We start from the raw sequence: 22913 nt of genomic DNA, 5'->3' as shown, positions 1-22913 counted from the left end.
CCTGTCCGCCCTGTGCCCGGATTGATCCGGGCGCAGGGCGGACAGGCGCTCTACTTCGCCGTTCGACCAGCGAGGAGTCAGGCCTCGTCCGGGAGGCAGCCGAAGGCCTCGTCGAAGCCCAGGGCCGCCGTCGCCAGGAGACCCGCGAGGCCGGAGCCCTCGGGGACGGGGCGCGGGTCGTCGGTCACGACCCACAGCCCGTCGACGACGTCGTAGCCGGCCTGCGGACCCTCGGCCACCAGCTTGCCGACGGCGGCGATCAGGCGCTCCACCTCTTCGCCCGCGGTGCCGACGCCGACCGAGGCGCGCACCGCCCCGGCGTCGAACCCGAGGCGGCCGAGCAGCGGGTGCGCGCAGAAGCGGCCGTCCCGCACGCCGATGCCGTGCTCCGCGGACAGGTAGGCGGCCACCAGGCCTGGGTCGTAGCCGGTCACGGTGAAGGTCACGACACCCACGGGGTCGACGGCGTCGGCCCAGACGCGCACGACCTCGACCCGGTCGATGGCCTCCAGCCCCGCCACGAGGCGGCGGCGCAGCGCGTTCTCGTGGGCCGCGACGTCGGCGGGGTCGAGCGCCGCGAGCTCCTCGCACGCGGCCGCCAGGGCGACGGCGCCGATCACGTTGGGCGAGCCGGCCTCGTGCCGGGCGGGGCCCTCGTGCCAGTCAGTACCCGCCACGCGCACGCGCCGCACGGCGCCGCCGCCCGCGAGGTACGGCGTGCCGGCGTCGAGCCAGTCGCGGCGGCCCACCAGGGCACCCGCGCCGAACGGCGCGTAGGTCTTGTGCCCGGAGAAGGCCAGGTAGTCGACGCCGGTCGACTCCAGCGAGATGCGGCGGTGCGGCACGAGCTGAGCGCCGTCGAGCACCACGCGGGCGCCGTACTCGTGGGCGATGGCGACGATCTTGTCGACCGGGAGCGACTCCCCGGTCACGTTGGAGGCGCCGGTGAGGGCGAGGAGGGCGATCGGCCGGGTCGCGGCGGCGTCGGCCAGCTCCTCGCGGATCTGGGCGAGCGTCTCGGCCACGGTCGCGCCGCCGGTCAGCACAGTCGCGTCCGTGCCGCGCTGCCAGGGCAGCAGGTTCGCGTGGTGCTCGACGTCGAGCACGAGCACGCGGCCCGGCTCGCCGTCGGGCTGCGCGGGCACGCAGCCGGCCAGCAGGTTCAGCGAGTCGGTGGTGTTCCGCGTGATGATCGTCAGGTCGTCCTCGCGGGCGCCGACGAACGCGCCGACGGTGCGGCGGGCGGTCTCGTAGAGTGCCGTGCTCACCTGGGAGAGGTACCCCGCGCCGCGGTGCACGCTGGCGTACAGGGGCAGCACCTGGGTGACGCGGTCGGCGACGGCCTGCAGGGCCGGGGCCGACGCCGCGACGTCGAGGTTGGCGTACGGGACCCGGCTGCCGTCCACGAGCGGGACGAGCGTCGCGCCGCCGACGACGGGGCGCAGCGGGGCGACGTCGGTCACCGCGGCGACACGGGTGAGAGTGGTTGCAGACATGGCGTCCTCCAGCACAGTCCTGGGGGAGGGTCCCCCGCGCTTGCCGCGTGCGGCTGCCCGCGGCCAGGTCGTCACCCGGGGCACCCCACCGCGGAGGAGGGTTGCCGGCCAGCGAGCCGGGGCTTCGCGCTGGCGCTCATGACCTGAGGTCATCCTGTGGTGCGGCAAGACCGCTGTCAACGCGCGTCTCAGATACTGGTCTCACGATCTGGTCGGTCCGGCCGTGAGATGAGGCGTGCGATCCGGTCCGCGTCCGCGCGGTACATCGCGGCGTGCTCTCGCAGGTCAGCCGAGGCGCCGTCGTCCGCCCTGGCCTCGGACCAGGCGGCCAGGTCGCGCAGCTTGTCCACCATCGCGGCCAGCACCTCGGCGCGCGCGTACGGCATCCCGTAGGCACTGGTCAGCGCGTCGAGCCGCGCCATCGGGTCCAGGTGTCCGACGTCGTACGCGGCCCCCGCGAAGGCGTCGCTCGAGAGCGGGGCGAGCCGGTAGGCGAGATACGCCAGGTCCAGGATCCGCGGGCCTGGCGAGGCGGTGTCGACGTCGATCAGGCCCACGGGCCGGCCGTCCCGGAAGACCATGTTGTAGGGCGCCGCGTCGTTGTGGCAGATCACCTCGGCGGGCTCGGCCGCCGGCAGGCGCCATTCGGCGTCGGACAGGGCGAAGCCGACCGTGGCGTCGTGGAAGCGCCGCAGGAGCCGGCCGGCGTCGGCCAGGACGCGGGTCGACCAGAGCCACTCCGGGGCGGGCCAGCCAGGTACGTCGCCGGGCAGGTACGAGACGACCTCGCGGCCCTGGGCGTCCAGGCCGAGCGGCTCGGGAACCTCGGTCAGCCCGCCGGCCCGGACATGGTCGAGCAGCCTCTGGATCGTGGGCGTCCAGGGGCCCGCCGCGCGGTGCACGGTGTCGCCGATCCGGACGACGGCGGTGGTGTTGCCGCCGGTCAGCTCCTGCTCGTCCACAGCTTCGTCCACAGCCTCGTCCACACCCAGACCCTAGCCCGACCAGCGTACGAGACGGCATCCCACCCACCGGACGCGATGTCGTACGATCGACAGCGACCATCCCGAGCGGCCGAGTGACGTGGCACGACGACGCCGCAGCAACCCAGCGTTCCCGCCCCCGCGGCGCGGACGGACAAGGGTGCTACCGCCACGACCGATGGAGGACCACCATGAGCGATCCCGCGCACCTCGAAGCCCGCCCCGCCGTCGGCTACGCCGGCGACATCACGCCCCAGCAGGCCTGGGACCTCCTCGCCGGCGACCCGGGCGCCGCCCTCGTCGACGTCCGCACCGACGGCGAGTGGCGCACGATCGGCGTCCCCGACACGGCGACGCTCGACAAGCAGCCGGTCTTCGCCGAGTGGGTGCGGGCCGGCGGCCGCCCCAACACCGGGTTCCTGGAGGAGCTCAAGGCGGCGGGCGTCACCGGCGGCCCTGTCGTCTTCCTCTGCCGGTCCGGCCAGCGCTCGATCGGCGCGGCGCGGCTCGCCACGGCGGCCGGCATCGCGCCGTCGTACAACGTGCTGGAGGGCTTCGAGGGCGCGCCGGGAGCCGACGGCGTCCGCGACCAGGAGGGCTGGAAGGTCGCGGGTCTGCCCTGGACGGAGGCCGCCAAGTGACCGTCACCGGAGCGTTCCCGCCCGACGCGACTCCTGGCGGGTCCGGCCGCAAGCCGCTGCCCCGCGGCGTCCGCCCCGCGACCCTCGCCGTGCGCGGCGGGCACCAGCGCAGCGAGTTCCAGGAGACGGGCGAGGCGCTGTTCCTCACCCAGGGCTACGTCTACGACACGGCCTCCGAGGCCGAGGCGGCGTTCGCCGGCGACATCGACCGGTTCGTCTACTCGCGCTACGGCAACCCGACGGTCCACACGTTCGAGGAGCGCCTGCGCCTGCTGGAGGGTGCGGAGGCCTGCTACGCGACGGCGACCGGCATGTCGGCGGTGTTCACGTCGCTGGCCGCGCTCGTGCAGTCAGGCTCGCGGATCGTGGCGGCCCGGGCCCTGTTCGGGTCCACCGTGGTGATCTTCGAGGAGATCTTCAAGAAGTGGGGCGTGCGTACCGACTACGTGGACGGGCACGTGCTGTCCCAGTGGGAGGAGGCGCTCGCGACGCCCGCGGACGTGGTGTTCTTCGAGACGCCGTCCAACCCGATGCAGGACATCGTCGACGTCCGCGCCGTCGTCGGCCTCGCGCACGCCGCCGGGGCGACCGTCGTACTGGACAACGTGTTCGCCACCCCGCTGCTGCAGAAGCCGCTGGAGCTGGGCGCCGACGTCGTCGTCTACTCGGCGACCAAGCACATCGACGGGCAGGGGCGGGTGCTGGGCGGAGCGATCCTCGGCTCGTCCGAGTACGTGACCGGGCCCGTGCAGACGTTCATCCGCAACACCGGGCCGTCGCTGTCGCCGTTCAACGCGTGGACCCTGGTCAAGGGCCTGGAGACGCTTCCGGTGCGCATCGCGGCGCAGGGCGCGAGCGCGCTCACCGTCGCGAACGCGCTGGAGGCGCTGCCGGGCGTGGGCGCTGTGCGGTATCCGTTCCTCGACTCCCACCCGCAGGCCGACCTCGCGCGGGCCCAGATGAGCGGCGGCGGCACGGTCGTCACGTTCGATCTCGCCGTCCCCGAGGGCACCGATGCGGAGACGGCCAAGAAGCGGACCTTCGCGTTCCTCGACGCGCTCCAGGTGATCGACATCTCGAACAACCTCGGCGACGCCAAGTCCCTGATCACGCACCCCGCGACCACGACGCATCGCAAGCTCGGTGCCGCGGGCCGGACCGCCGTCGGCATCACGGAGACGACGGTCCGCCTGTCGGTAGGCCTGGAGGACACCCGGGACCTGATCGAGGACGTCGAACAGGCCCTCGCCTCCGCGCGGTAGAACTGGGGCGAGGTAGAACCCTGGTTCTACCTCGCCGCATTCAGGATGTGGCGGGCTCGGGGTTCGTGGCCCTGTAGCAAGGCCACGTCGGAGGTTGCTAATGCCTTTGCGGCCTGCGGCGGGACGCCCTGGGCCGGGTCGAGAACAGCGTCCTGGAGGTCGAGCCGGCGCTCGTCGAGGGTCGAGGTGCGGCCGCCCGTCGACAGGCCCCAGCCGAAGGGGAACAGCGGGTCGTAGTCCTCGTCGCCGACGTTGACGACCGGGTCGTCGGCGGACCGCGGCCACGAGACGGGCAGCCGGCCCGTGAAGTGCCGTTCACCGAACAGCACGTCCGCGACCCCGTCGCCCTCGGTGCCCGGCAGCCACGAGGCGACGAGCGCGTCGATCGAGCCGAGCTGTTCGGTGAGGAGCTGCGGCCGCCCGGACACCACCAGGACCACGCAGGTCTCGATCTCCGCGCAGACCTTCTCGACGACCTCGACGTCGCCGGGCTGCAGCGCCATCGACTTCTCCTCGCGCGGCACCCCGCCGTCGGCCGGGTCCCAGGCCCACTCGGGCCCGCCGACGTCGCCGAACCCCTCGGCGTACGGCGTCTCCCCCACGACGACGATGCCGACGTCGGCCCCGTCGGTCGGCGCGGAGGCGTCCTCGCTGTACGTGACGTCGTCGGCCGCAGCCTGGATGCCCTCGAGGATCGTGGTCCCCTCGGTGACGTCGCCCGAGAAGCCCTGCCAGGTGCCGGTCCAGCCGCCGGCCTGGTTGCCCAGGTCGTCGGCGTTGCGACCCGCGACGTACACGCTCGCGTCGGTGTCCAGCGGCAGCGCGGCGCCGTCGTTCTTCAGCAGCACCTGGGACTCGGCCACCGCCTTGCGGGCGAGCGACCGGTGGTCGGCCGAGCCGATCTCGTCGGCGTGGGACCGGTCCGCGAAGGGTTCCTCGAACAGGCCCAGCTCGAACTTCGCGGCCAGGATCCGGGAGACGGCGTCGTCGATGCGCTCCTCGGTCACCTCGCCGGCCTGCACGGCGGCGACGAGCCGCGTGTGGAACCGCTCGAACTGCGACGGCTCCATGAACATGTCGATGCCCGCGTTGACGCCGGTGACGATCTGCGCGGTGGTGGGCGAGTCGTCGGCGAGCGGCGGGATCTGGTGGATGCCCTGCCAGTCACTGATGACGAAGCCGTCGAACCCGTGGTCGTCCTTGAGCCACCCGTTGATCAGCTCGCCGTTGGCGTGCATCTTCACGGGGTTGCCCAGGCCGTCGTCGGTCCAGTCCATGCTGGAGAAGCTCGGCATGACCGAGCCGACGCCGGCCGCGACAGCCGCCGCGTACGGCGGCAGGTCCACGGCCTCGACGTGCGCGCGGCTCTGCTCGGTGATGCCCTGGTCCACCGTGTACTCGCCCTCGCCGGTGCCGTAGGCGGTGTCGCCGTCGGCCACGAAGTGCTTGGCCGTCGCGAGCACGGACTTGCCGCTGTCCAGGCGCTTGCCCTGGAACCCGGCGATCGCCGCCGTGCCGAGCACGGTCGCCAGCGCCGGGTGCTCCCCGAACGACTCGTAGGTGCGGCCCCAGCGGTCGTCGCGCACCACGCACAGGCAGGGCGCGAACGTCCAGGGGATGCCGGTCGCGCGGGTCTCGGTGGCGACCATGTGCTCCGCCTTCGCCACGAGCAGCGGGTCGCGCGTGGCGCCGAGCCCGATGTTGTGCGGCAGGATCGTCGCGCCGTCCAGGTTGCCGTGCCCGTGCACGGAGTCGACGCCGTAGATCAGCGGGATCTGCAGCCGCGTCGCCAGCGCCTGCCTCTGGAAGCCGTCGATCGCGTCGGCCCAGCCCTCCGGCGTGTTCTCGGCGGGCGTGGAGCCGCCGCCGCTGAGGATCGAGCCGAGCCCGAGCTCGGTGACGACTGCCGGGTCGCCCGTGACGCTCCCGCGCTCCGCCTGGGTCATCTGCCCGACCTTCTCCGCCAGCGTCATGCGGCTCACGAGGTCCGCGACGCGCTCCTCGGTCGACAGGCGCTCGTCGAGGTAGGGCAGGTCGTGCGCCCGCACGACGACGGTGGGGCCCTCCGAGACCTCGGCGTCCCGCGACTCCAGGGTCACCGGGACGGTCTCCGCCGTCTCGCCCGCCTCCGACTCCCGGGTCCGGATCTCGATGGTCCGCGCGGCACCCGACGGCGTGCCCGCCGCGAACTCGACGGTGCCCGAGCCGGCGTCGTAGTCGGCGTCGGCGGTGGCCGTGCCGAAACCCGTGCGCCAGCCGACGGTGACCGGCCCGGCGAGGGCGCCGCCGTCGGCGGCCTGGACCGAGATGGTGACGACCGCCGTGTCACCGTCCTCGACGAGGACGACGGGTCCCGCGCTCACGAGCGCCTCGGCGTCCGCGGCCGTGGCGCCGGCGGCAGTGTCCGCGGCCGCGCCCCGGGCGGTGTCGGCGGCCGCGGAGGAGGTGGGCACGAGGACGCTGACGGCGAGTGCCGTCGCGGCGAGGAGTGCTGGAGCTCTGCGGGCGTGGAGGTGCTGCGCGACGCCGGGAAGGGCGGACATCCTGGGGATTCCTCTCGACACTGGGAGGTGATTTACCGATCACACACCGGAGTGCGCCACAGCACAAGCGCTGTCGACCGCTGGATAAGGTGGTCCGGTGAGCCCTGTTGCGCCCTTTGCGAGGATGCTCCGCGCAGACAACCCCGGCCCGATGACTCTCGACGGAACCCGGTCGTACGTGCTGCGCGCTCCCGGCGCGCCGGGCTGCGTGGTGGTAGACCCCGGACCGCTGCTGGAGCCGCACCTGGCCGCGCTGGCCGACGCCGGTCCGGTCGAGCTGGTGCTCGTCACCCACCGGCACGCCGACCACACCGGCGGGCTGGCGCGGTTCCGCGAGCTGACCGGGGCACCGTCGCGGGGTGCCCTCCCCGAGTTCAGCCGGAGCGGCGGGGCGGACGGCGCGGCCGTCGAGCCGCTGGCCGACGGCGAGGTGCTGGCCGTCGCCGGCCTGCGCATCGAGGTGCTGGCGACGCCGGGACACACCGCGGACTCGGTGTGCTTCGCGGTGTCCGACGGGTTGTCCTCCGCAGTCCTCACCGGCGACACCGTGCTGGGTCGCGGGACAACCGTGCTGGCCGAGCCGGACGGCTCGCTGCGTGACTACCTGGGCTCGCTGGACCGGCTCGCACCGCTGGACGTGCAGGGACTGCCCGGGCACGGACCCGTCATCCCCGACCTCGGCGCCGCGGTGCGCGCGTACCGCGAGCACCGCCTTGAGCGGCTCGGCCAGGTGCGCTCGGCGCTGTCAAGCCTCGGGGCGGAGCTGCCTGACGCCGGAGCCCCGCTCCCGGACTCGCTCTTGGACGCGGTGACCGGCGCGGTGTACACCGACGTCGACCGGTCCGTGCTGGTCGCGGCGCGCTCGTCGGTACGGGCGCAGCTGGAGTACTTGCGGCACGAGTAGCCAGCAGATGCCGGGCTCCGAGCGAGAGCGCGCCTTGCGTGGCACGATGAATGATCGGCCGATCACTTGTTGGCCTTCATTTCAGCCAGCGACCTGCGCCGGGGAACCGTCATGACCGAAGAACGCATCGCAGTTCTCTGGGAGAGGTTCCGTGGCACCACGACACGGAGAGTGGAGACTCTCGAGGCCTGGTACGTCGGCGAGCTCGACCACCGCACCGCACTCGCCGACGCCCACAAGCTCACCGGGACCCTTGGCACCCTGGGACGCCCGGACGGCTCCCTGGCCGCGGCCCAGCTCGAACAGATGCTCCGCGCACACCTCGAGGACGCACAGGGCGACCCGCGGCGCGACCCGAGCGTCCCCCAGCTGCTGGACAGGATTCGCGCCTGCCTCGCATGACGGTCCTCAGCCGATCGGGGGCGTGGCGGCGGTGACGATCTGGTTCCGGCCGGCGAGCTTGGCCTGGTAGAGGCGGGCGTCGGCGAGCTTGACCATGGCCTCAACGGATCCGAAGGGTCCGACCGCGCAGCCGCCACTGATCGTGACCGTGATGCTCTGGCCGTCCGCGGAGACGGGCTCCGCGGCCGTCGCCGAGCGGATCCGATCGGCGAGCATGAAGGCGCCGTCGAGATCGGTGTGCGGCAGGATGACGAGGAACTCCTCGCCGCCCCAGCGTCCGCCGACGTCCCCGGGACGCAGCTCCCGGTGCAGGTGGCCCGCGAACGCGCGCAGCACCTGGTCACCGGCCGCGTGCCCGTAGATGTCGTTGACTCGCTTGAAGTGGTCGAGGTCGAACAGCACCACCGACAGGGGATACCCGTGCCGGAGCGAGTCGCTGAGCCGGCGGGTGAGCTCCTGGTCGAGATACCGGCGGTTGTACAGCCCGGTGAGCGAGTCGATCCTGACGAGCTCCTCCAGCGCGGCGTTGCGCTCCTGGAGCTCGTCCTGCAGTTTCTTGACGTGGGACGCCGCCGCGACGCGAGCGAGCAGCTCGGCTCCCTCGAATGGCTTGCTGAGGTAGTCGTGCGCGCCGCCGCGCAGCCCCGCCACGACATCGTCCATGGTGCTGCGGCTGGTCAGGAACACGACCGGGATGTCCTTGAGCTCGGCATCGCCCTTGAGCTCGGTCAGCACCTGGTACCCGTCGAGCCCGGGCATCTCGACGTCCAGCAGCACGACGTCGGGCGGGTCCGTGCGGCACAGCTCGACCGCGGCCGGCCCGTCCACGGCCTCCACCACCTGGTAGCCCTCGTTCTCCAGGCCGTCCCGGACCACGGCGCGGATCATCTCGTCGTCGTCGGCGATCATGACCGTCGGGGCGCTCATCGTGGTCCGGCCAGTGCAACCGTCGTCGTCATCAAGGGACCCTTCCCGCTCTGGAGTCGAGAAGCTCGAGGGTCTCGGCCGCCCGCGAAGGCACGCCGCGCCGAACCTTCGTCGCCTGCTGCGCAAGTACACGCAACCATGGCGACCAGAGAAGAGCCAACTGATGTCACGTCGACCAGCTCAGCAGTCGTTCACGCCACAGCGTTCTCTTTGGCGAACGGATGGATCACAGCGAGCGCCGCGCCTGGTGATGTGGCCGCTGTCCAGACACAGCCGCGGTTCAGAGCGCCTTGCCCAGGAGCAGGAGGACCGCATTCTCGGGATCGTCGTGCGGCGGGAACGGCAGCACCGGCCGGTAGCCGAGCCCCACGTAGAGCCGCAGCGCCTCCGGCTGCCGGACACCGGTCGCGAGATATAGCGCGAGCCCGCCCCTGCGTCGGGCAGCGTCCTCGACCTGCCGGACCAGGGCCGTCGCGACACCCGCTCGCCGGGCGGTCGGGTCGACGAACACACTCCGGACCTCGAAGCCGCCGGGGTCGTCGCCGCTGAGGTCGCCGCCCAGGGGGGCGAGCCCGGCGACACCGTCCAGCGGGTCGACCGTGAGGTGCGCCGGCCCGACCTGCGCCGCCGCGAGCGTCGCACAGCCCACCGGCCGCCCGTCGAGCGTCGCCAGGAAGGTCGCGCGCGCGGCACGCCCGTTCTCGGCGTCGACGACGTCGTGGCCGCCGCGCGCCGCGACGTCGTGCGCCAGACCGGGGTAAAGCTCCCGCAGGAACGCCCACATCTCGCGCCGCAGCGTTGCCGCATCGGGGTCGTCCCAGGGCACCTCGCGGATCTCTGGGCCCGGGGCCGGGGTCTCGACAAGCTCGACCACCGGGGGGCGCCCGGAGTGCGGCGCGGGCGCCAGCCATTTGCCGAAGCACCGCGACCCGGGCTCGTCCGAGAACACCCCGAACGGTTCGACCGGGTCGTAGCCCAGCCGCAGGTACAGCCCGAGCGACTCGGGCTGCATGAGCCCGCTCTCCAGGATCAGGTGCCGCACGCTTGCTGCTCGGGCCGCGTCCTCAGCCGCGTTCATCAGGGCGCGGGACAGGCCACGGCCGCGGAAGGCCGGCGCCACGTACACGCGCTTGACCTCGGCCGTGCCGTCGGGGTGCAGGCCGCCCTGGTGGTCGTCGCGGCCCGACAGGTCGCGTATCGCGGCGTGCCCGGCCGGCTCGCCGTCGACGCGCAGCAGCAGGGTCGCGAACACGTTCGAGGGATCCACGCGGTCGCGCGGGTCCGGCCCTGGGGCGTCGTCCGAGTCGGCCGCCGAAGGCGTGCCCGGCTCCGCGTACCGCAGGTCGATCTCGCGCTGCTGCTCGGCACGCAGGCGGGCGGCGTCGGCGTGGCCCCAGCCGACCGTCTCGATGGTGAGACCCGCGAGAACCTCAGCAGCCATGCACGCCTGCCCGGAGCGATCCGACGGTCACGCGTGGACCAGCGAGGACAGCACCGACGTGAAGAACGCCAGCCCGTCGACGCCGGCGCGCGGGCCCTCGGCCGACGCCGGGCCGAAGCCTGGCTCGACCGCATGCTCCGGGTGCGGCATGAGCCCCACCACGTTGCCGCGGTCGTTCGTGATGCCCGCGATGTCGCGCCGCGACCCGTTCGGGTTCCAGCCGTCGTAGCGGAAGACCACGCGGCCCTCGCCCTCGAGCTCGTCGAGCGTGCGCTCGTCGGCGACGAACTGGCCGTCCTGATTCTTCAGCGGGATCTTGATCTGCTGGCCGCGACGGAACTCGTTGGTCCACGCGGTGCGCGCGTTCTCGACGATCAGGGACTGCTCCCGGCACACGAAGTGCAGGTGCTCGTTCTTGATCATCGAGCCGGGCAGCAGGTGCGCCTCGGTGAGGACCTGGAAACCGTTGCAGATGCCGAGCACCGGCATGCCGCCCTTGGCGGCGTCGACCACGGCGGTCATCGCCGGGGCGAACCGGCTGATCGCGCCCGCCCGCAGGTAGTCGCCGTAGGAGAACCCGCCGGGCAGCACCACGGCGTCGACGTCCTGCAGCGACGCGTCCGCGTGCCACAGGGAGACTGCCTCGGCGCCGGCCAGCCGGACGGCGCGGGCGGCGTCCCGGTCGTCGAGCGTGCCGGGGAAGGTGATGACGCCGATCCGGGCGCCGTCGATCCCGGGGACCTTCCGGGCGCCCGACGCCGGCTCGGTCGCCGACATCAGGCGGTCACCGTCGCGTCGGTCACCTCGGCGGAGGCGTCGGTCACCGACACGACGTCCTCGATCACCGGGTTGGACAGCAGGGTGGACGCTGCTTCCTGCGCGGCGGCGAGGATCTCCGGCGTCACCTCACCGTCCACCTCGAGCTCGAACCGCTTGCCCTGACGCACACCGGAGAACTGGGTGAAGCCGAGGCGCGGCAGCGCTCCGACCACAGCCTTGCCCTGGGGGTCCAGGATCTCGGGCTTGGGCATGACCTCGACGACGACGCGTCCCACGAAGGCTCCTTGAAGTGAGGGAATTCCGGGGAAAGTCTACTGGCGCGGCGGGGTGCCCCGCCGTCCGGGGGAAGTGACGTGCGCCGCGCCGCCGGGACAGCCCGGTGCGCAGGGCTTCGCGCGCGGTCCCGCATGCTTGTCGAACCGCATTGACGCGCATAAGGTAGTCACCGTCGATGACTACCTTTTCGTAGTCTGGATGGATGACTACCAAAACGTAGTCGCAATGGGAGGTGCGGCGATGCCCTACACCGGCAAGGTCACGAACCCCGAGTCACTCGGGCGAATCCTGCAACAAGCCAGGCTGCTCAACGGATGGAGCCAGCGGGAGATGGCTGCGCGCATCGGCACCACTCAGCGATACATCTGGGAGATCGAGGCCGGTAAGCCGTCGATCTATGTCGATCGCCTCTTTGCCCTCATGCGCGAGACCGGCACCGAGCTCACCGCAACGATCGACCCCAGGAGCGCCGATGGGTGACCTCATTGTCGAGCTCTACGACGTTCACATCGGCACACTCGTCCGGACTGGCGCGAGCTTCGACTTCGTCGCGGAGCGTGCGGCAATCGAGAAATTCGGCCTCGACAGCACCGTTCTTTCCCTGGCTGTGCCGCTCGCCGTTGTCCCCGCTCGGGCTCGGCGCGACCGGCGGCAGAACTTCTTCCGAGAGCTTCTGCCCGAAGGGCGCATGCTCAGTCGCCTCGCCCAAAATGCCGGCGTTGCCGAACACGATGTCGTTGGAATGCTCCGTCAGTACGGCCGCGACATCGCTGGCGCGCTCCAGATCTGGGATCCCAAAGGGCCCGGCGAGCCGAAGACCCCGGCAACCGAACCGCTGACTCCCTCCGGAGTCGCAGACCTGCTGCGCAACGTCACCTCGTTCCCCCTGGCCAACAAGCCGTTGAGCGGAAAGACCTCACTCGCCGGCGTGCAGGACAAGGTCGTCCTCGCGCGATCAGCACAGGGTTGGGCGCATGTCGTCGACGGCTACCCGTCGACACACATCCTCAAGCCCGAGTCTCGCGACTACCCCACGATCATCTACGACGAGGAGTACGGCTCCCGCTTCGCTCGTGCGCTCGGCCTCGCAGACTTCGCCACGCACATCGAGGAGTTCGACGGCGTTCCCGCGCTGGTCGTCGAACGCTATGACCGCATGGGCACTGCCGACGGCGAGCCTCCAAGTCGAATTCATCAAGAGGACTTCAACCAGGTGCTCGGCCTCCGAGGAGACCAGAAGTATCAGCGGATCGGCGGGAAGGCCTCTCTCGCGCGCATCGCACGCGAGCTCACCGTGACAGTCGGGCGGGAGTCCGCGGTGCGACTGGCCCGTATGGCTACGCTCGCCGCCGCAATCGGAAACCTCGACCTACATGCCAAGAATGTGTCCCTGCTCCACTCACCGGACGGATCCGTCGAGCTGGCACCGGCCTACGACGTCGTCCCCCAGGTTCATCTGCCCAACGACGGCGAGCTGGCACTCGCTGTCGACCGCACGTATCGCCACGCCGCTGTCACGCGAGCTCATCTCGCCGCCGAGTTCGCGTCATGGGGCCTACGGGACAGCAACGACGTCGTCGAACAGACCCTGACGATGGTGTTGGAGACGGCGCACCGAGAGGAACCTGACCCGCGCGCCCACGCCGACCTGGTCAGGGACATCACCAGGTTCGCCACGAACCTTCTCGCCGGCCTGCCTGCCGGCGACGGAGCGTAGGTCCTGTCACGCCGTCAGGTACTGGTCCGCCCAGGCGCTGATGATGCGGGCCGCGCGCTTGGCCTGACCGGGGGCGGTGAGCAGGTGGTCCGCGCCCTCCAGGGAGACGAACGAGCGCGGGTGCCGCGCCTCGCGGAAGATCTCCCCGGCGTTCGAGATGTCCACGGTGCTGTCCGTCGGGGAGTGCATGACCAGCAGCGGCGAGCCCATCTCCCGGATCTTCGACCGCAGCTCGGCGCGCCGGACGTCCTCCACGAAATGCCGCTTCAGCGTCAGCGCGCGCCCGCCCACCATCCACTGGGCGTGACCGTCGTCGAAGACGCGGCCCAGGACGGCGTCGTAGTTATGCTCAGCGTGCCGCGGCTGGACGGGGGCGCCAATCGTCGCGACGGCCTGCACGCCCGGGACATCCCCCGCGGCCGCGATCACCGCCGCGCCGCCGAACGAGTGGCCCACCAGCAGGTGCACCGGCCGGCCCTCGTCGGCCATGAACTCGGCGGCCCGCACGGTGTCCGCGACCTTGTGCGTGAACGAGCCGTCGCCCCAGTCGCCCTCGGAGTCGCCGAGGCCGAGGTTGTCGAAGCGGAGCATGCCGATGCCCTCGCTCGCGAGCTGCTTGCAGATCCGCGCCGCGGCGGGTGAGTCCTTGCCGAGCGTGAACCCGTGGGAGAACACTCCCCAGCCGCGCACCTCGCCGTCGGGCAGGTCGATGATGCCCGCGAGCCGCGGCCCAGTTGTGCTCTCGAACGTGACGCGCTCAGCCACGACAACTCCCCTGTCGACAGGCGGCGATATTAACGCCACCCGAGTTTCTTCGAGATGACGCCGACGCCCAGCGAGACAGGGCGGTGCGCCGAGCCGCAAGTTGATCGCGGTTCCCACAACCGACCCGCAAGACACCCGTCGATCGTCGCCCGCGTGGACCAACAACCTTCGGTTCGACGGCTGCGACGACGCGCAACCTTCGGTTCGACCCCGTCACGACGGGCAACCTGCGGTTCGGCGCACCCAACCAGCGGGACGACGAAGGGCAGGGCCACCGCGCTGTGACCCTGCCCCTCGGTACCTGGTGCCGCTCCTGGTCCGGTGCTGCCCCGGCCCGATGCCGCTCCCGGCCGGGTGCTGCCCTAGCTGATCGCCGGGTACGCGTTGGCGACGAGCATCTCGAACTGCGCCGGGAACCATCGGCCCGACAGCGGCGCGTCGGAGAGTGCGCCCGTGTAGTTCCCGCCCAGCTCGCTGGACTGGTAGGTCGGGTCGCACATGCGGTCGAGGCGCTTGCCCTCGTCGTTCGGGATCTCCACCGACGAGCCGTCCGACTCGCCCGGGGGCTTCACCCACACGTAGGCGTCGAGGTGCGACTCGGCGTGGCCCGACGGCGTCACGGTCGGCCGCTGGCCGATGCCGGCGCCCTCAGGGTTGCACCAGGCGCCGCGGTGGTTGCGGCGGTCCACCTTGGACTCGTTCACGTAGGTGTTGAGGTCGGTCGACGTGCTGACCGCCGTCGGCCGGTCCGGGCCGCCCCAGCCGTTGCGGCCGGTGTCGACGAGCATGCCGATGCTCGACGGCGCGCCCTGCGCGACCATGAGGTCGTAGAGGTGCGCCGTCCAGTCGATCTCGTCGAAGTCCGGGTTCCACTCGAACCAGCTTGCCGACCTGACCTGGCCGCTGCCGACCTGGAGGTCGGGGTTGGGGAGGAAGGGCTCCTCCAGCGGCGTCGTGTTCGCCGTGTTGGTGACGAAGCCGGACACGGCGTCCCACCCGTAGGTGCCGCCCTCGATGACGTTGGCGAACTCCTGCGCGGACCGGCTGGAGTTGTCGGGCCAGCCGAGCCAGCCCGAGTGGGCGGCGTCGATGTACGAGTACACGTTGCCGACCTCGTACAGCTCGGTCAGCGCGTACCGCACGCCCTCGCGGTAGTACGGCGTCGAGGCGACGCAGTCGGCGTCGGACTGGTTGGTCACCAGGTTGGGCAGCGAGTCCGGCTCGATGGTGGCGACGATCCGCAGGTTCTCGTACTCCGGCCGGTTCAGCAGGGCGGCGATCGGGTCGATGTACTCGGTCTTGTATCGCTGCATGCCTTCCGCCGTGGGCGGCAGCTCGCCGTTCGAGGCCAGGGCGTGGCAGTCGCGGCCCGGCAGGTCGTAGATGACCACGTTGAACACCAGGGGCGAGCCGCCCGACTGGGACACCGCCTGGTCGAGGTGCCATTCCAGGCCGTGCTGCCGCTCGGTGCCCTCGATCGCGGCGATCCGGTCCAGCCAGACCGACGTCGGCTCGTCGGCGACGGCGCGCATGTCGGCGGCGAGGGCGGTGTCGCTCACCTGCGCGGCGGCCCCTTCGACCAGGTCCGCCCAGTCCGGGTTGACGTACTGCCCGGCCCCGACGAACGGATTGTCCTCGAGCGCGAAGGCTGGCGCGCTCGCGGCGACCAGGGCGGGAGCCGCGAGGAGAGCGCCCACCGCTGCCGCCGCGACGGTGCGCGACCTGCGTGGGGACGTGCCGCGGGTGCGGCGAGATGCTGATGACACGGTGACCTCCATTGGCCGGACCGAGCGCGTGCCCGCCCGGCCCGGGGCCGGGCGGCGACACACGCGCCGCGGCGGCTCGTTCCGCCGCGGCATGTCGCAACTTTGCCTACCGTTTGGTTCCGGCAGAACCGTGCTAAACGTTTAACTGCCGGCCGGAGGCGCCGTCGAGCCGCGCACCACCAGCCGGCCCACCGGCACGATGCCCGACGGCGGGGTCTCGCCCTCCGCCGACTTCGCGCCCGGCTCCACGCCCGGGCCCGTGCCCTGGACAGCGGTCGGGTCCGCGCCTGCGGCATACCGGGACGTGGCGGTGCCGAGCGCGGTCCGCAGGGCCCAGCCGGTGGCGCGGCCGAGCTCCTCGACGGGATAGGGCACGGCGGTGAGCGACGGCGTCGTCAGGTAGCACGCCGGGGAATCGGTGCCGGCGACCACGGACAGGTCCCACGGCACGCCGAGGCCGAGCCGCCTGGCGACGTCGAGCACCAGGCCGGCGGTGGCGTCGTCGTCGGTCACGATCGCCGTGGGGCGGTCGGCGGACGCGAGCAGCGGGCGCAGCACGGCGGACGCGCGCTCGGGGCCGTCGCCCGCGACAGTGCGCAGCTCGATGCCGTACCGCACCAGGGCCGACTCCAGGGCGGCGGCCTGGCGGACCGGCGCGACGAGGTGCTCCGACCCGGCGACCATCGCGATCCGCCGGTGGCCGAGGTCGGCGAGGAAGGCGCCCACCTGAGCGAACGCGTCGCCGTCGTCGAGCACCACGTGCTGCCAGGTGGCTGGCGTGGAGTCCATGGCCCCGCCCACCACGACCGCCGGCGCGGGGAGGGAGCGCAGGGCGGCCAGGCGGGCGTCGTCGACCCGGACGCCGGTGACGACGAACGCCGCGTAGCGGCGCTCCGTCCACCACCTGTCCATGAGCTGCGCGGCCTGCGCCGGCGACCCGGCCACGTGCACGGCCAGCGTGAGCGTGTCCGGGCCGAGGGTCTGCAGCGCGCCCGTCACGAGGTCGAGCGGGAACGCGGCGCGGGTGCCGAACGGCTGGTCGTGCACGACGACCAGGGCCGCGGCCGCGGGCCCGCTGCGGAGCGACCGGGCCGCCGTCGCGGGCCGCCAGCCGAGCTCGTCCGCCACCCGGAGCACGCGCTCGCGGGTCGTGGCGGAGACGCCGCGCCGGCCGTTCAGTGTGTACGAGACGACCGCCGTCGAGACGCCGGCGGCCCTGGCAACGTCAACAATCGTCGGCCGCCGGGAATGCGCGGGGCAATCGGACAATTCGGGGTCGTTCGGTCTCGGCGTTGGGACCATAACCACGTAGCATGCACCCTCGGGTGAATTTTGCACAGCGTCAACGGAGACGGGTGTATTTGCATGCTGAGTGGAAAGCGCAGGTATGTGATCGGGGTGCTGTCCCCGGTGGTTGGTGGCTACTACTTCGGACGGGTGCTCGCCGGGATCGCGCGCACCGTCCGCCCGGACGGGCACCGCGTGGTCGCGGTGCAGACCTACCCCGCCGACCTGGAACGCGAACAGTTCCCGGACCGTCCACCGGGCACGGCGTCCGTCGGCCTCGGCCGGCTCGACGGCGTCATCGTCATCACCTCGGCGGTGAACGAGGCGACACTGCTCCGCATCGAGGCGGACGGAACGCCGATAGTGCGGATCAGCGGACGCACGGCCAGCATCGACGCCCCGGTCGTCGCGCCGGACAACGAGGGCGGCACCCGCGCCGCCGTCGAGCACCTCATCGCCCACGGGCACCGGGAGATCGGGTTCCTCGGCAGCCTGCGGCAGGCCGACATCGTCGAACGCCACGAGGCGTACCTCGCCACGCTCCTCGAGCACGGCATCACGCCCCGGGCCGAATGGCTCTACCGCACCGCCGACAACCAGGAGGCGAGCGCCGCCACCGTGGCGCAGGCCCTCGTGGGCGGCCCGGGGCTGCCCACGACGGCGACCCTCGCCGCGACGGACCGCAACGCGATCGGGTTCTCCCGCGCACTACGCGCCCACGGCCTGGCCCTACCGGGCGACCAGGCGGTCGTCGGATTCGACCACTCCGAGGCCGGCGCCCGCGTGCGGCCCCGGCTCGCGTCGGTGGACCCCCACCACGACCAGGTCGGGGAGCTCGCCGTGTCGCTGCTGCTCGCCCGCATCCGGGGCGAACGAGTGGCGGGCCAGCACCTGTCGCGCTCCACGCTGGTGACCCGCGAGTCGTGCGGCTGCCTCGACGCGCGGGCGGGCACCCTCCTCGAAGGTCTGCCCGCGCAAGAGGCGTCGACGGCGTGGCGGCGGCTCGGCGAGGTGGCGCGCGCGACGTTCGACGGCGCCGAGGCGCGCCTCGGGCCCGGCGCCGACCTGGACTCGTGGCTGCGGGGTGTGCAGCGCGTCTTCCGGAGCGCCGCCGCCCTGGGCCAGCCGCCCACCCAGGCGACGCTCACCAGCCTCGCCGAGAGCACGCGCGCGCTGCGGCCGCATCCCGAGGCGCTGGAGCAGCTCATCCCCGCCCTGCGGTCGGTCGAGGACGAGTTCCGGGAGCAGGTGCGGCGGGACCAGGTGCCGGCGGTGCCCGGGAGCGAGCCGACGGCGCCGAAGCCCACCCGCGCCCCGAGCCGGGCCGCCCGCGCCCGCGCGGTCACCCGGACCGCCACCGACGTGCTCGTCGCCCTCAGCGCCGGGTGCACCCAGACGCTGCTGGCCCGGTCCGGGCGGCTCGAGCGCACCATCACCGACCAGTACGAGCTCGACCTCGACCTGCTGCACGCCGACGGCCGGGCGATCCGCGCCCTCACCTGGCTCCCGCGCGGGCACCGCGGTCCGGCCACGCTCGCCCTGTGGAGCGACGCCGAGGGCGCGCCGGTGCCCGGCGCGGCCGCGGTGCCCAGCCCGCCCGACGCGGCGCGCACCCTCGAGATCGTCGGTACCACCGCCGTCTCCCGGCAGGCGACGGCCCTGGTAGGCACCCACCTGCCCGTCGCGAAGTTCCCGCCGCCCGCGCTGGCCGGCGAGGGCGTCGTGTTCGTCGTGCCGGTGACGTTCGGGCAGAGCGACTGGGGCATGCTCGCGATCGGCGGCGGCGTCGACACCCACGCCACCAGCTCCCGCGACAAGTACGACCACTGGGCCGCCATGGTCGCCGTCGCGCTCGACCGCGAGGCCCGCCTCACCTCGCTGCAACGGCAGCAGGCGGCGCTCGCGGAGGCCGCCGACCGCGAACGCGCCCTCGTGCTCGACCTGCGCACCGAGGTCGAGCGCAACGCCCTCGTCCAGGACGTGGCGCTGGAAGGCACCTGGGACTGGGACATCGCCACGGGCCAGGTCTTCTACTCGCGCACCTGGCGGGCGCTGGTCGGCCTGCCCGACGACGCCCCGTGCACCGGCATCGAGGAGTGGACCGGGCGCGTGCACCCGCAGGACGTGCGGGCCGTGCAGATCGCCATCGCCCGGCAGCTCGCGGGCGCCACCGAGCCGCTCGACCTCGAGCACCGGCTGCTCGCCGCCGACGGCCGCGAGATGTGGGTGCGCTGCCGCGCCACCACCGTCACCGACGACGCGGGCATCCGCGCACGCATGATCGGCGTGCTGATGGATGTCACCGGCATGCCGGCGCGGGAACGGAGGGGCGTGGCCAGCTGACGGCGTCGGCCCAGCCCCACGGGCCGACCGCAGTCCTACGGGACGGTGACCTCGCCCCGCTCCGCCTTGAGCGCGATGTCGGTGCGGTGCTGCGAGCCCTTGAGGCCGATCTTCGCGACGCCCTCGTAGGCCCGGCGCCGCGCGTCGGCCAGGTCGGCGCCCAGCGAGACGACGGACAGCACGCGTCCGCCGGCGCTGACCAGCTCGCCGGTCTCGGAGAGGCCGGTGCCGGCGTGCAGCACGTGCACCCCGGCGAGGGCCTCGGCGTCCTCGATGCCCGTGACCGGGTCGCCCGACCGGGCGAGCTCCGGGTAACCCTCGGACGCGACGACCACCGTCACCGACGCCTCGGGGCGCCAGCGCAGCGGCTCCAGCGCGGCGAGCGTGCCGCGGGACGCCGCGAGCAGGATCTCGGACAGCGGCGTCGCGAGCCGGGCCAGCACGGACTGGGTCTCCGGGTCACCGAAGCGCGCGTTGAACTCGACCACGCGGGTGCCCCGGCTGGTCAGCGCCAGCCCGACGTACAGGACGCCGGAGAACGGCGTGCCGCGGCGGGCCATCTCGTCGACGGTCGGCTGGGCGACGCGGCTCACCACCTCGTCCACGAGGCCGGACGGCGCCCAGCCCAGCGGGCTGTACGCGCCCATGCCCCCGGTGTTGGGGCCCTCGTCGTCGTTCCGGATGCGCTTGAAGTCCTGCGCGGGGACCAGCGGAACCACCGTGACGCCGTCGCACACGCAGAACAGCGAGACCTCGGGGCCGTCCAGGTACTCCTCGACCACCACGCGGCCGTTCTCGCCCGCCAGGCAGGCCTCGCCGTGGGCGAGCGCGGCCGCGCGGTCGTCCGTGACGACGACGCCCTTGCCCGCCGCGAGCCCGTCGTCCTTGACCACGTAGGGGGCGCCGAAAGCGTCCAGCGCCGCAGCGATCTCGGTGGCGTCCGTGCACACGTGCGCCATGGCGGTCGGAACGCCGGCGGCGGCCATGACCTCCTTGGCGAACGACTTCGAGCCTTCGAGCCGGGCCGCCTCGCCCGACGGCCCGAACACCCGGATGCCAGCCGCCCGGACGGCGTCCGCCACGCCCGCGACCAGCGGCGCCTCGGGGCCGACGACCACCAGCTCCGCACCGACCTGCTCGGCGAGCTCCGCCACCGCGGTCCCGTCGAGCGGGTCGACGTTGTGCAGCGTGGCCAGGGCCGCGATGCCCGGGTTGCCCGGCGCGGCGTGCAGCTCGTGCGTGGCGGTACCCGACGCCGTCTCCCGGTGGAGCGAGTGGACGATGGCGTGCTCGCGGGCACCGGTCCCGATGACGAGGATCTTCACTGTGGTGGAGCTCTCTACTCAGCGCGCGTGGATGAGGTCGTGGACGGGGATGATCTCGTCGCGCTTCGGCCCCACGCCGATCGCGGAGATCCGGGTGCCCGACATCTCCTCGAGCGCTTTCACGTACGCCTGGGCGTTCGGCGGCAGGTCCTCGAAGGCGCGGGCCTTGGAGATGTCCTCCCACCAGCCGTCGAGCTCCTCGTAGACCGGCTTAGCGTGGTGGAACGCCGTCTGGTCGGTCGGCATCTCGTCGTGGCGGACGCCGTCGACCTCGTATGCCACGCAGACCGGCACCTTCTCCATGCCGGTGAGCACGTCGAGCTTGGTGAGCACGATGTCGGTGAGCCCGTTGATGCGGGTCGCGTAGCGGGCGATGACGGCGTCGTACCAGCCGGTGCGGCGCGCGCGGCCCGTGGTGACGCCGTACTCGCCGCCGGTCTTGCGGAGGAACTCGCCCTTGTCGTCGAACAGCTCGGTGGGGAACGGCCCCTCGCCCACGCGCGTCGTGTACGCCTTGATGACACCGATCACGGAGTCGATCCGGGTGGGCCCGACGCCGGACCCGGTGACCGCGCCGCCCGCCGTCGCGCTGGAGGACGTGACGAACGGGTACGTGCCGTGGTCGATGTCGAGCATCGTCGCCTGGCCGGCCTCGAACAGCACGTTCTTGCCGGCGTCGAGCGCCTTGTTCAGCTCGACGGCGGTGTCCGTGACCATGGGCCGCAGCCGGTCGGCGTACTGGAGCAGCTCGTCGAGCGTCTCGTCCACCGTGATGGCGCGCCGGTTGTAGACCTTCACGAGCAGGTGGTTCTTCTGGTCGAGCGAACCCTCGATCTTGGCGCGCAGGATCTTCTCGTCGAACAGGTCCCACATGCGGATGCCGACGCGGTTGATCTTGTCGGCATAGGCCGGGCCGATGCCCCGGCCCGTGGTGCCGATGCGGCGCTTGCCGAGGAACCGCTCGGTCACCTTGTCGACGGTGCGGTGGTACGGGGCGATGATGTGCGCGCTGCCCGAGACGAGCAGGCGGGACACGTCCACACCGCGCGCGATCAGCGCGTCGAGCTCCTCGAACAGGACCTCGATGTCGACCACCACGCCGTTGGCGATGACCGGCACCACGCCCGGCGACAGGATTCCCGACGGCAGGAGGTGCAGCGCGTACTTCTCGTCGTCGATGACGACCGTGTGCCCCGCGTTGTTCCCACCGTTGAACTTGACCACGTAGTCGACGCGGGAGCCCAGGAGGTCCGTCGCCTTTCCCTTGCCCTCATCGCCCCACTGGGCCCCGACGAGCACGACGCCTGGCATGGATCTCCACCTTCTCGGATTGCTTGACTGCTCCGCCGACTGCGCCGTCATGGCGCCCGCGGGCCGCGCCCGAGTCTACTTCGTGGTGAGCGTCAGGGGTGCGAACCTCGTCCACAGTCGTGCCACAGCTGGACAAACAGGGGCGCACCGATTGCCTGGCACCACCCGAGACGGTGAATTCTGCCTTTCATCCGGTGCGATCGAGCAACTGTCGTTACGCTCGACACATGATCGAGATCGCGACGTCTCCCACGACGACGACGCTCGTGATCGCCGGCGACCTCGACCTCGCCGAACGAGACCAGTTCCCGGAGATCGCGGCGCGCGTCGTCGGCCTGCGCCGGCAGCTGCTCGTCATCGACATGTGCCGGGTCACGTTCATGGACTCGACCGGCGCCGCGTTCCTCATCTCGCTGGCCGACGCCGGCCGCAAGCGCGGCGGTGCGACCGTCATCCGCGGGGCCGACGAGCGGGACCTGTTCGTGCTCGAGGTCTGCGGGGCCATGGAGCTCTTCCGCGTCGACGACGAGCACTCGTGCGAGCCGTCCGCCCCCGACTCGGGTTTCGCGGTCATGACCTCGCGGGACGATGACGGGTCCCCGATATCCCACCGCGACGCGTCCACTGCCTAAAACGTTATCCAACCGGTAGGTCCGCGAAGTAGAGCGCCCTGGGGAGTGAAGCGGGGGGGGGGCGGGGGGGCCCGGCGGCGCCGGGGAGTGGGCGGGGGGACGACGTTTGGGG

At 72.3% G+C, this 22913-nt stretch carries 20 protein-coding genes and 1 riboswitch; of the genes, 8 read left to right on the top strand and 12 right to left on the bottom strand.

Going from position 1 to position 22913, the window contains the following annotated elements:
* Window positions 1-77: 77 nt before the first annotated feature.
* Both ACFT2C_RS26280 and ACFT2C_RS26275 read right to left on the bottom strand, forming a co-directional pair.
* Window positions 78-1496 carry an aminotransferase class V-fold PLP-dependent enzyme gene (locus ACFT2C_RS26280; RefSeq protein WP_377210046.1) on the bottom strand — a complete coding sequence of 473 codons (1419 nt, stop codon included), beginning with the start codon at window positions 1494-1496 and terminating at the stop codon, window positions 78-80.
* Window positions 1497-1527: 31 nt separating this feature from the next.
* Window positions 1528-1640, bottom strand: a riboswitch (SAM riboswitch).
* Window positions 1641-1684: 44 nt separating this feature from the next.
* Window positions 1685-2482, bottom strand: coding sequence for a phosphotransferase (locus ACFT2C_RS26275; RefSeq protein WP_377210045.1), 798 nt, complete (start codon window positions 2480-2482; stop codon window positions 1685-1687).
* A 188-nt stretch (window positions 2483-2670) separates the two neighbouring features.
* On the opposite strand from ACFT2C_RS26275, the gene ACFT2C_RS26270 reads away from it, so the two are divergent.
* Both ACFT2C_RS26270 and ACFT2C_RS26265 read left to right on the top strand, forming a co-directional pair.
* Window positions 2671-3120, top strand: coding sequence for a rhodanese-like domain-containing protein (locus ACFT2C_RS26270; RefSeq protein WP_377210044.1), 450 nt, complete (start codon window positions 2671-2673; stop codon window positions 3118-3120).
* The gene (locus tag ACFT2C_RS26265; protein WP_377210043.1) at window positions 3117-4382 is read left to right on the top strand and encodes an O-succinylhomoserine sulfhydrylase; all 1266 of its coding nucleotides are present in this window, start codon (window positions 3117-3119) and stop codon (window positions 4380-4382) included. The genes ACFT2C_RS26270 and ACFT2C_RS26265 overlap by 4 nt, the downstream gene beginning before the upstream one ends.
* A 26-nt stretch (window positions 4383-4408) precedes the next feature.
* Here the strand turns inward: ACFT2C_RS26265 and ACFT2C_RS26260 are convergent, their stop codons facing one another.
* Entirely contained in the window at window positions 4409-6925 is a 2517-nt protein-coding gene (locus tag ACFT2C_RS26260; protein ID WP_377210042.1) for a glycoside hydrolase family 3 N-terminal domain-containing protein, read from the bottom strand.
* Between the two features lie 151 nt (window positions 6926-7076).
* Between ACFT2C_RS26260 and ACFT2C_RS26255 the strand changes: the two genes are divergently transcribed.
* Together ACFT2C_RS26255 and ACFT2C_RS26250 are read left to right on the top strand one after the other, a co-directional pair.
* Entirely contained in the window at window positions 7077-7829 is a 753-nt protein-coding gene (locus ACFT2C_RS26255) for an MBL fold metallo-hydrolase (RefSeq protein WP_377210041.1), read from the top strand.
* Between the two features lie 111 nt (window positions 7830-7940).
* Window positions 7941-8231, top strand: a complete 291-nt coding sequence (locus ACFT2C_RS26250) for an Hpt domain-containing protein (RefSeq protein WP_377210040.1) — start codon at window positions 7941-7943, stop codon at window positions 8229-8231.
* 6 nt (window positions 8232-8237) lie between these two features.
* On the opposite strand, the gene ACFT2C_RS26245 is transcribed toward ACFT2C_RS26250, so the two are convergent.
* From ACFT2C_RS26245 to purS, 4 genes are all read right to left on the bottom strand, one after another.
* Window positions 8238-9158 carry a diguanylate cyclase gene (locus tag ACFT2C_RS26245; RefSeq protein WP_377210039.1) on the bottom strand — a complete coding sequence of 307 codons (921 nt, stop codon included), beginning with the start codon at window positions 9156-9158 and terminating at the stop codon, window positions 8238-8240.
* Window positions 9159-9438: 280 nt separating this feature from the next.
* Entirely contained in the window at window positions 9439-10599 is a 1161-nt protein-coding gene (locus ACFT2C_RS26240; RefSeq protein WP_377210038.1) for a GNAT family N-acetyltransferase, read from the bottom strand.
* Window positions 10600-10626: 27 nt separating this feature from the next.
* Window positions 10627-11376: a phosphoribosylformylglycinamidine synthase subunit PurQ gene (gene purQ, locus ACFT2C_RS26235; protein ID WP_377210037.1), complete on the bottom strand. Its 750-nt coding sequence runs from the start codon at window positions 11374-11376 to the stop codon at window positions 10627-10629.
* Window positions 11376-11654: a phosphoribosylformylglycinamidine synthase subunit PurS gene (gene purS, locus ACFT2C_RS26230; RefSeq protein WP_377210036.1), complete on the bottom strand. Its 279-nt coding sequence runs from the start codon at window positions 11652-11654 to the stop codon at window positions 11376-11378. The genes purQ and purS overlap by 1 nt, the downstream gene beginning before the upstream one ends.
* A 241-nt stretch (window positions 11655-11895) precedes the next feature.
* Here purS and ACFT2C_RS26225 point away from each other — a divergent pair, with 241 nt between their 5' ends.
* Both ACFT2C_RS26225 and ACFT2C_RS26220 read left to right on the top strand, forming a co-directional pair.
* Entirely contained in the window at window positions 11896-12135 is a 240-nt protein-coding gene (locus tag ACFT2C_RS26225; protein ID WP_377210035.1) for a helix-turn-helix domain-containing protein, read from the top strand.
* The gene (locus ACFT2C_RS26220) at window positions 12128-13372 is read left to right on the top strand and encodes a type II toxin-antitoxin system HipA family toxin (RefSeq protein WP_377210034.1); all 1245 of its coding nucleotides are present in this window, start codon (window positions 12128-12130) and stop codon (window positions 13370-13372) included. The genes ACFT2C_RS26225 and ACFT2C_RS26220 overlap by 8 nt, the downstream gene beginning before the upstream one ends.
* A gap of 6 nt (window positions 13373-13378) precedes the next feature.
* On the opposite strand, the gene ACFT2C_RS26215 is transcribed toward ACFT2C_RS26220, so the two are convergent.
* The 3 genes from ACFT2C_RS26215 to ACFT2C_RS26205 form a co-directional block, all read right to left on the bottom strand.
* On the bottom strand, window positions 13379-14137 hold the full coding sequence (locus tag ACFT2C_RS26215; RefSeq protein ID WP_377210033.1) for an alpha/beta hydrolase family protein: 759 nt from the start codon (window positions 14135-14137) through the stop codon (window positions 13379-13381).
* 362 nt (window positions 14138-14499) lie between these two features.
* Window positions 14500-15903: a glycoside hydrolase family 6 protein gene (locus ACFT2C_RS26210; protein WP_377210032.1), complete on the bottom strand. Its 1404-nt coding sequence runs from the start codon at window positions 15901-15903 to the stop codon at window positions 14500-14502.
* A gap of 141 nt (window positions 15904-16044) precedes the next feature.
* Window positions 16045-17172: a LacI family DNA-binding transcriptional regulator gene (locus ACFT2C_RS26205; protein ID WP_377210031.1), complete on the bottom strand. Its 1128-nt coding sequence runs from the start codon at window positions 17170-17172 to the stop codon at window positions 16045-16047.
* A 96-nt stretch (window positions 17173-17268) separates the two neighbouring features.
* Between ACFT2C_RS26205 and ACFT2C_RS26200 the strand changes: the two genes are divergently transcribed.
* Entirely contained in the window at window positions 17269-19533 is a 2265-nt protein-coding gene (locus ACFT2C_RS26200) for a substrate-binding domain-containing protein (protein ID WP_377210030.1), read from the top strand.
* A gap of 35 nt (window positions 19534-19568) precedes the next feature.
* Here the strand turns inward: ACFT2C_RS26200 and purD are convergent, their stop codons facing one another.
* A complete protein-coding gene (gene purD / locus ACFT2C_RS26195) occupies window positions 19569-20858 on the bottom strand; it encodes a phosphoribosylamine--glycine ligase (protein WP_377210029.1) in 1290 nt (429 codons plus the stop codon).
* A gap of 18 nt (window positions 20859-20876) precedes the next feature.
* A complete protein-coding gene (locus ACFT2C_RS26190; protein ID WP_377210028.1) occupies window positions 20877-22169 on the bottom strand; it encodes an adenylosuccinate synthase in 1293 nt (430 codons plus the stop codon).
* Between the two features lie 227 nt (window positions 22170-22396).
* Between ACFT2C_RS26190 and ACFT2C_RS26185 the strand changes: the two genes are divergently transcribed.
* Window positions 22397-22801, top strand: a complete 405-nt coding sequence (locus tag ACFT2C_RS26185) for an STAS domain-containing protein (protein WP_377210027.1) — start codon at window positions 22397-22399, stop codon at window positions 22799-22801.
* The last annotated feature ends 112 nt before the right edge of the window (window positions 22802-22913 follow it).

The sequence above is a fragment of the Promicromonospora sp. NPDC057138 genome (assembly GCF_042670845.1).
GTDB lineage: Bacteria > Actinomycetota > Actinomycetes > Actinomycetales > Cellulomonadaceae > Promicromonospora.
Note: the sequence above shows the minus strand (reverse complement) of the source record. Positions and strands in the feature narration are given on the sequence as shown.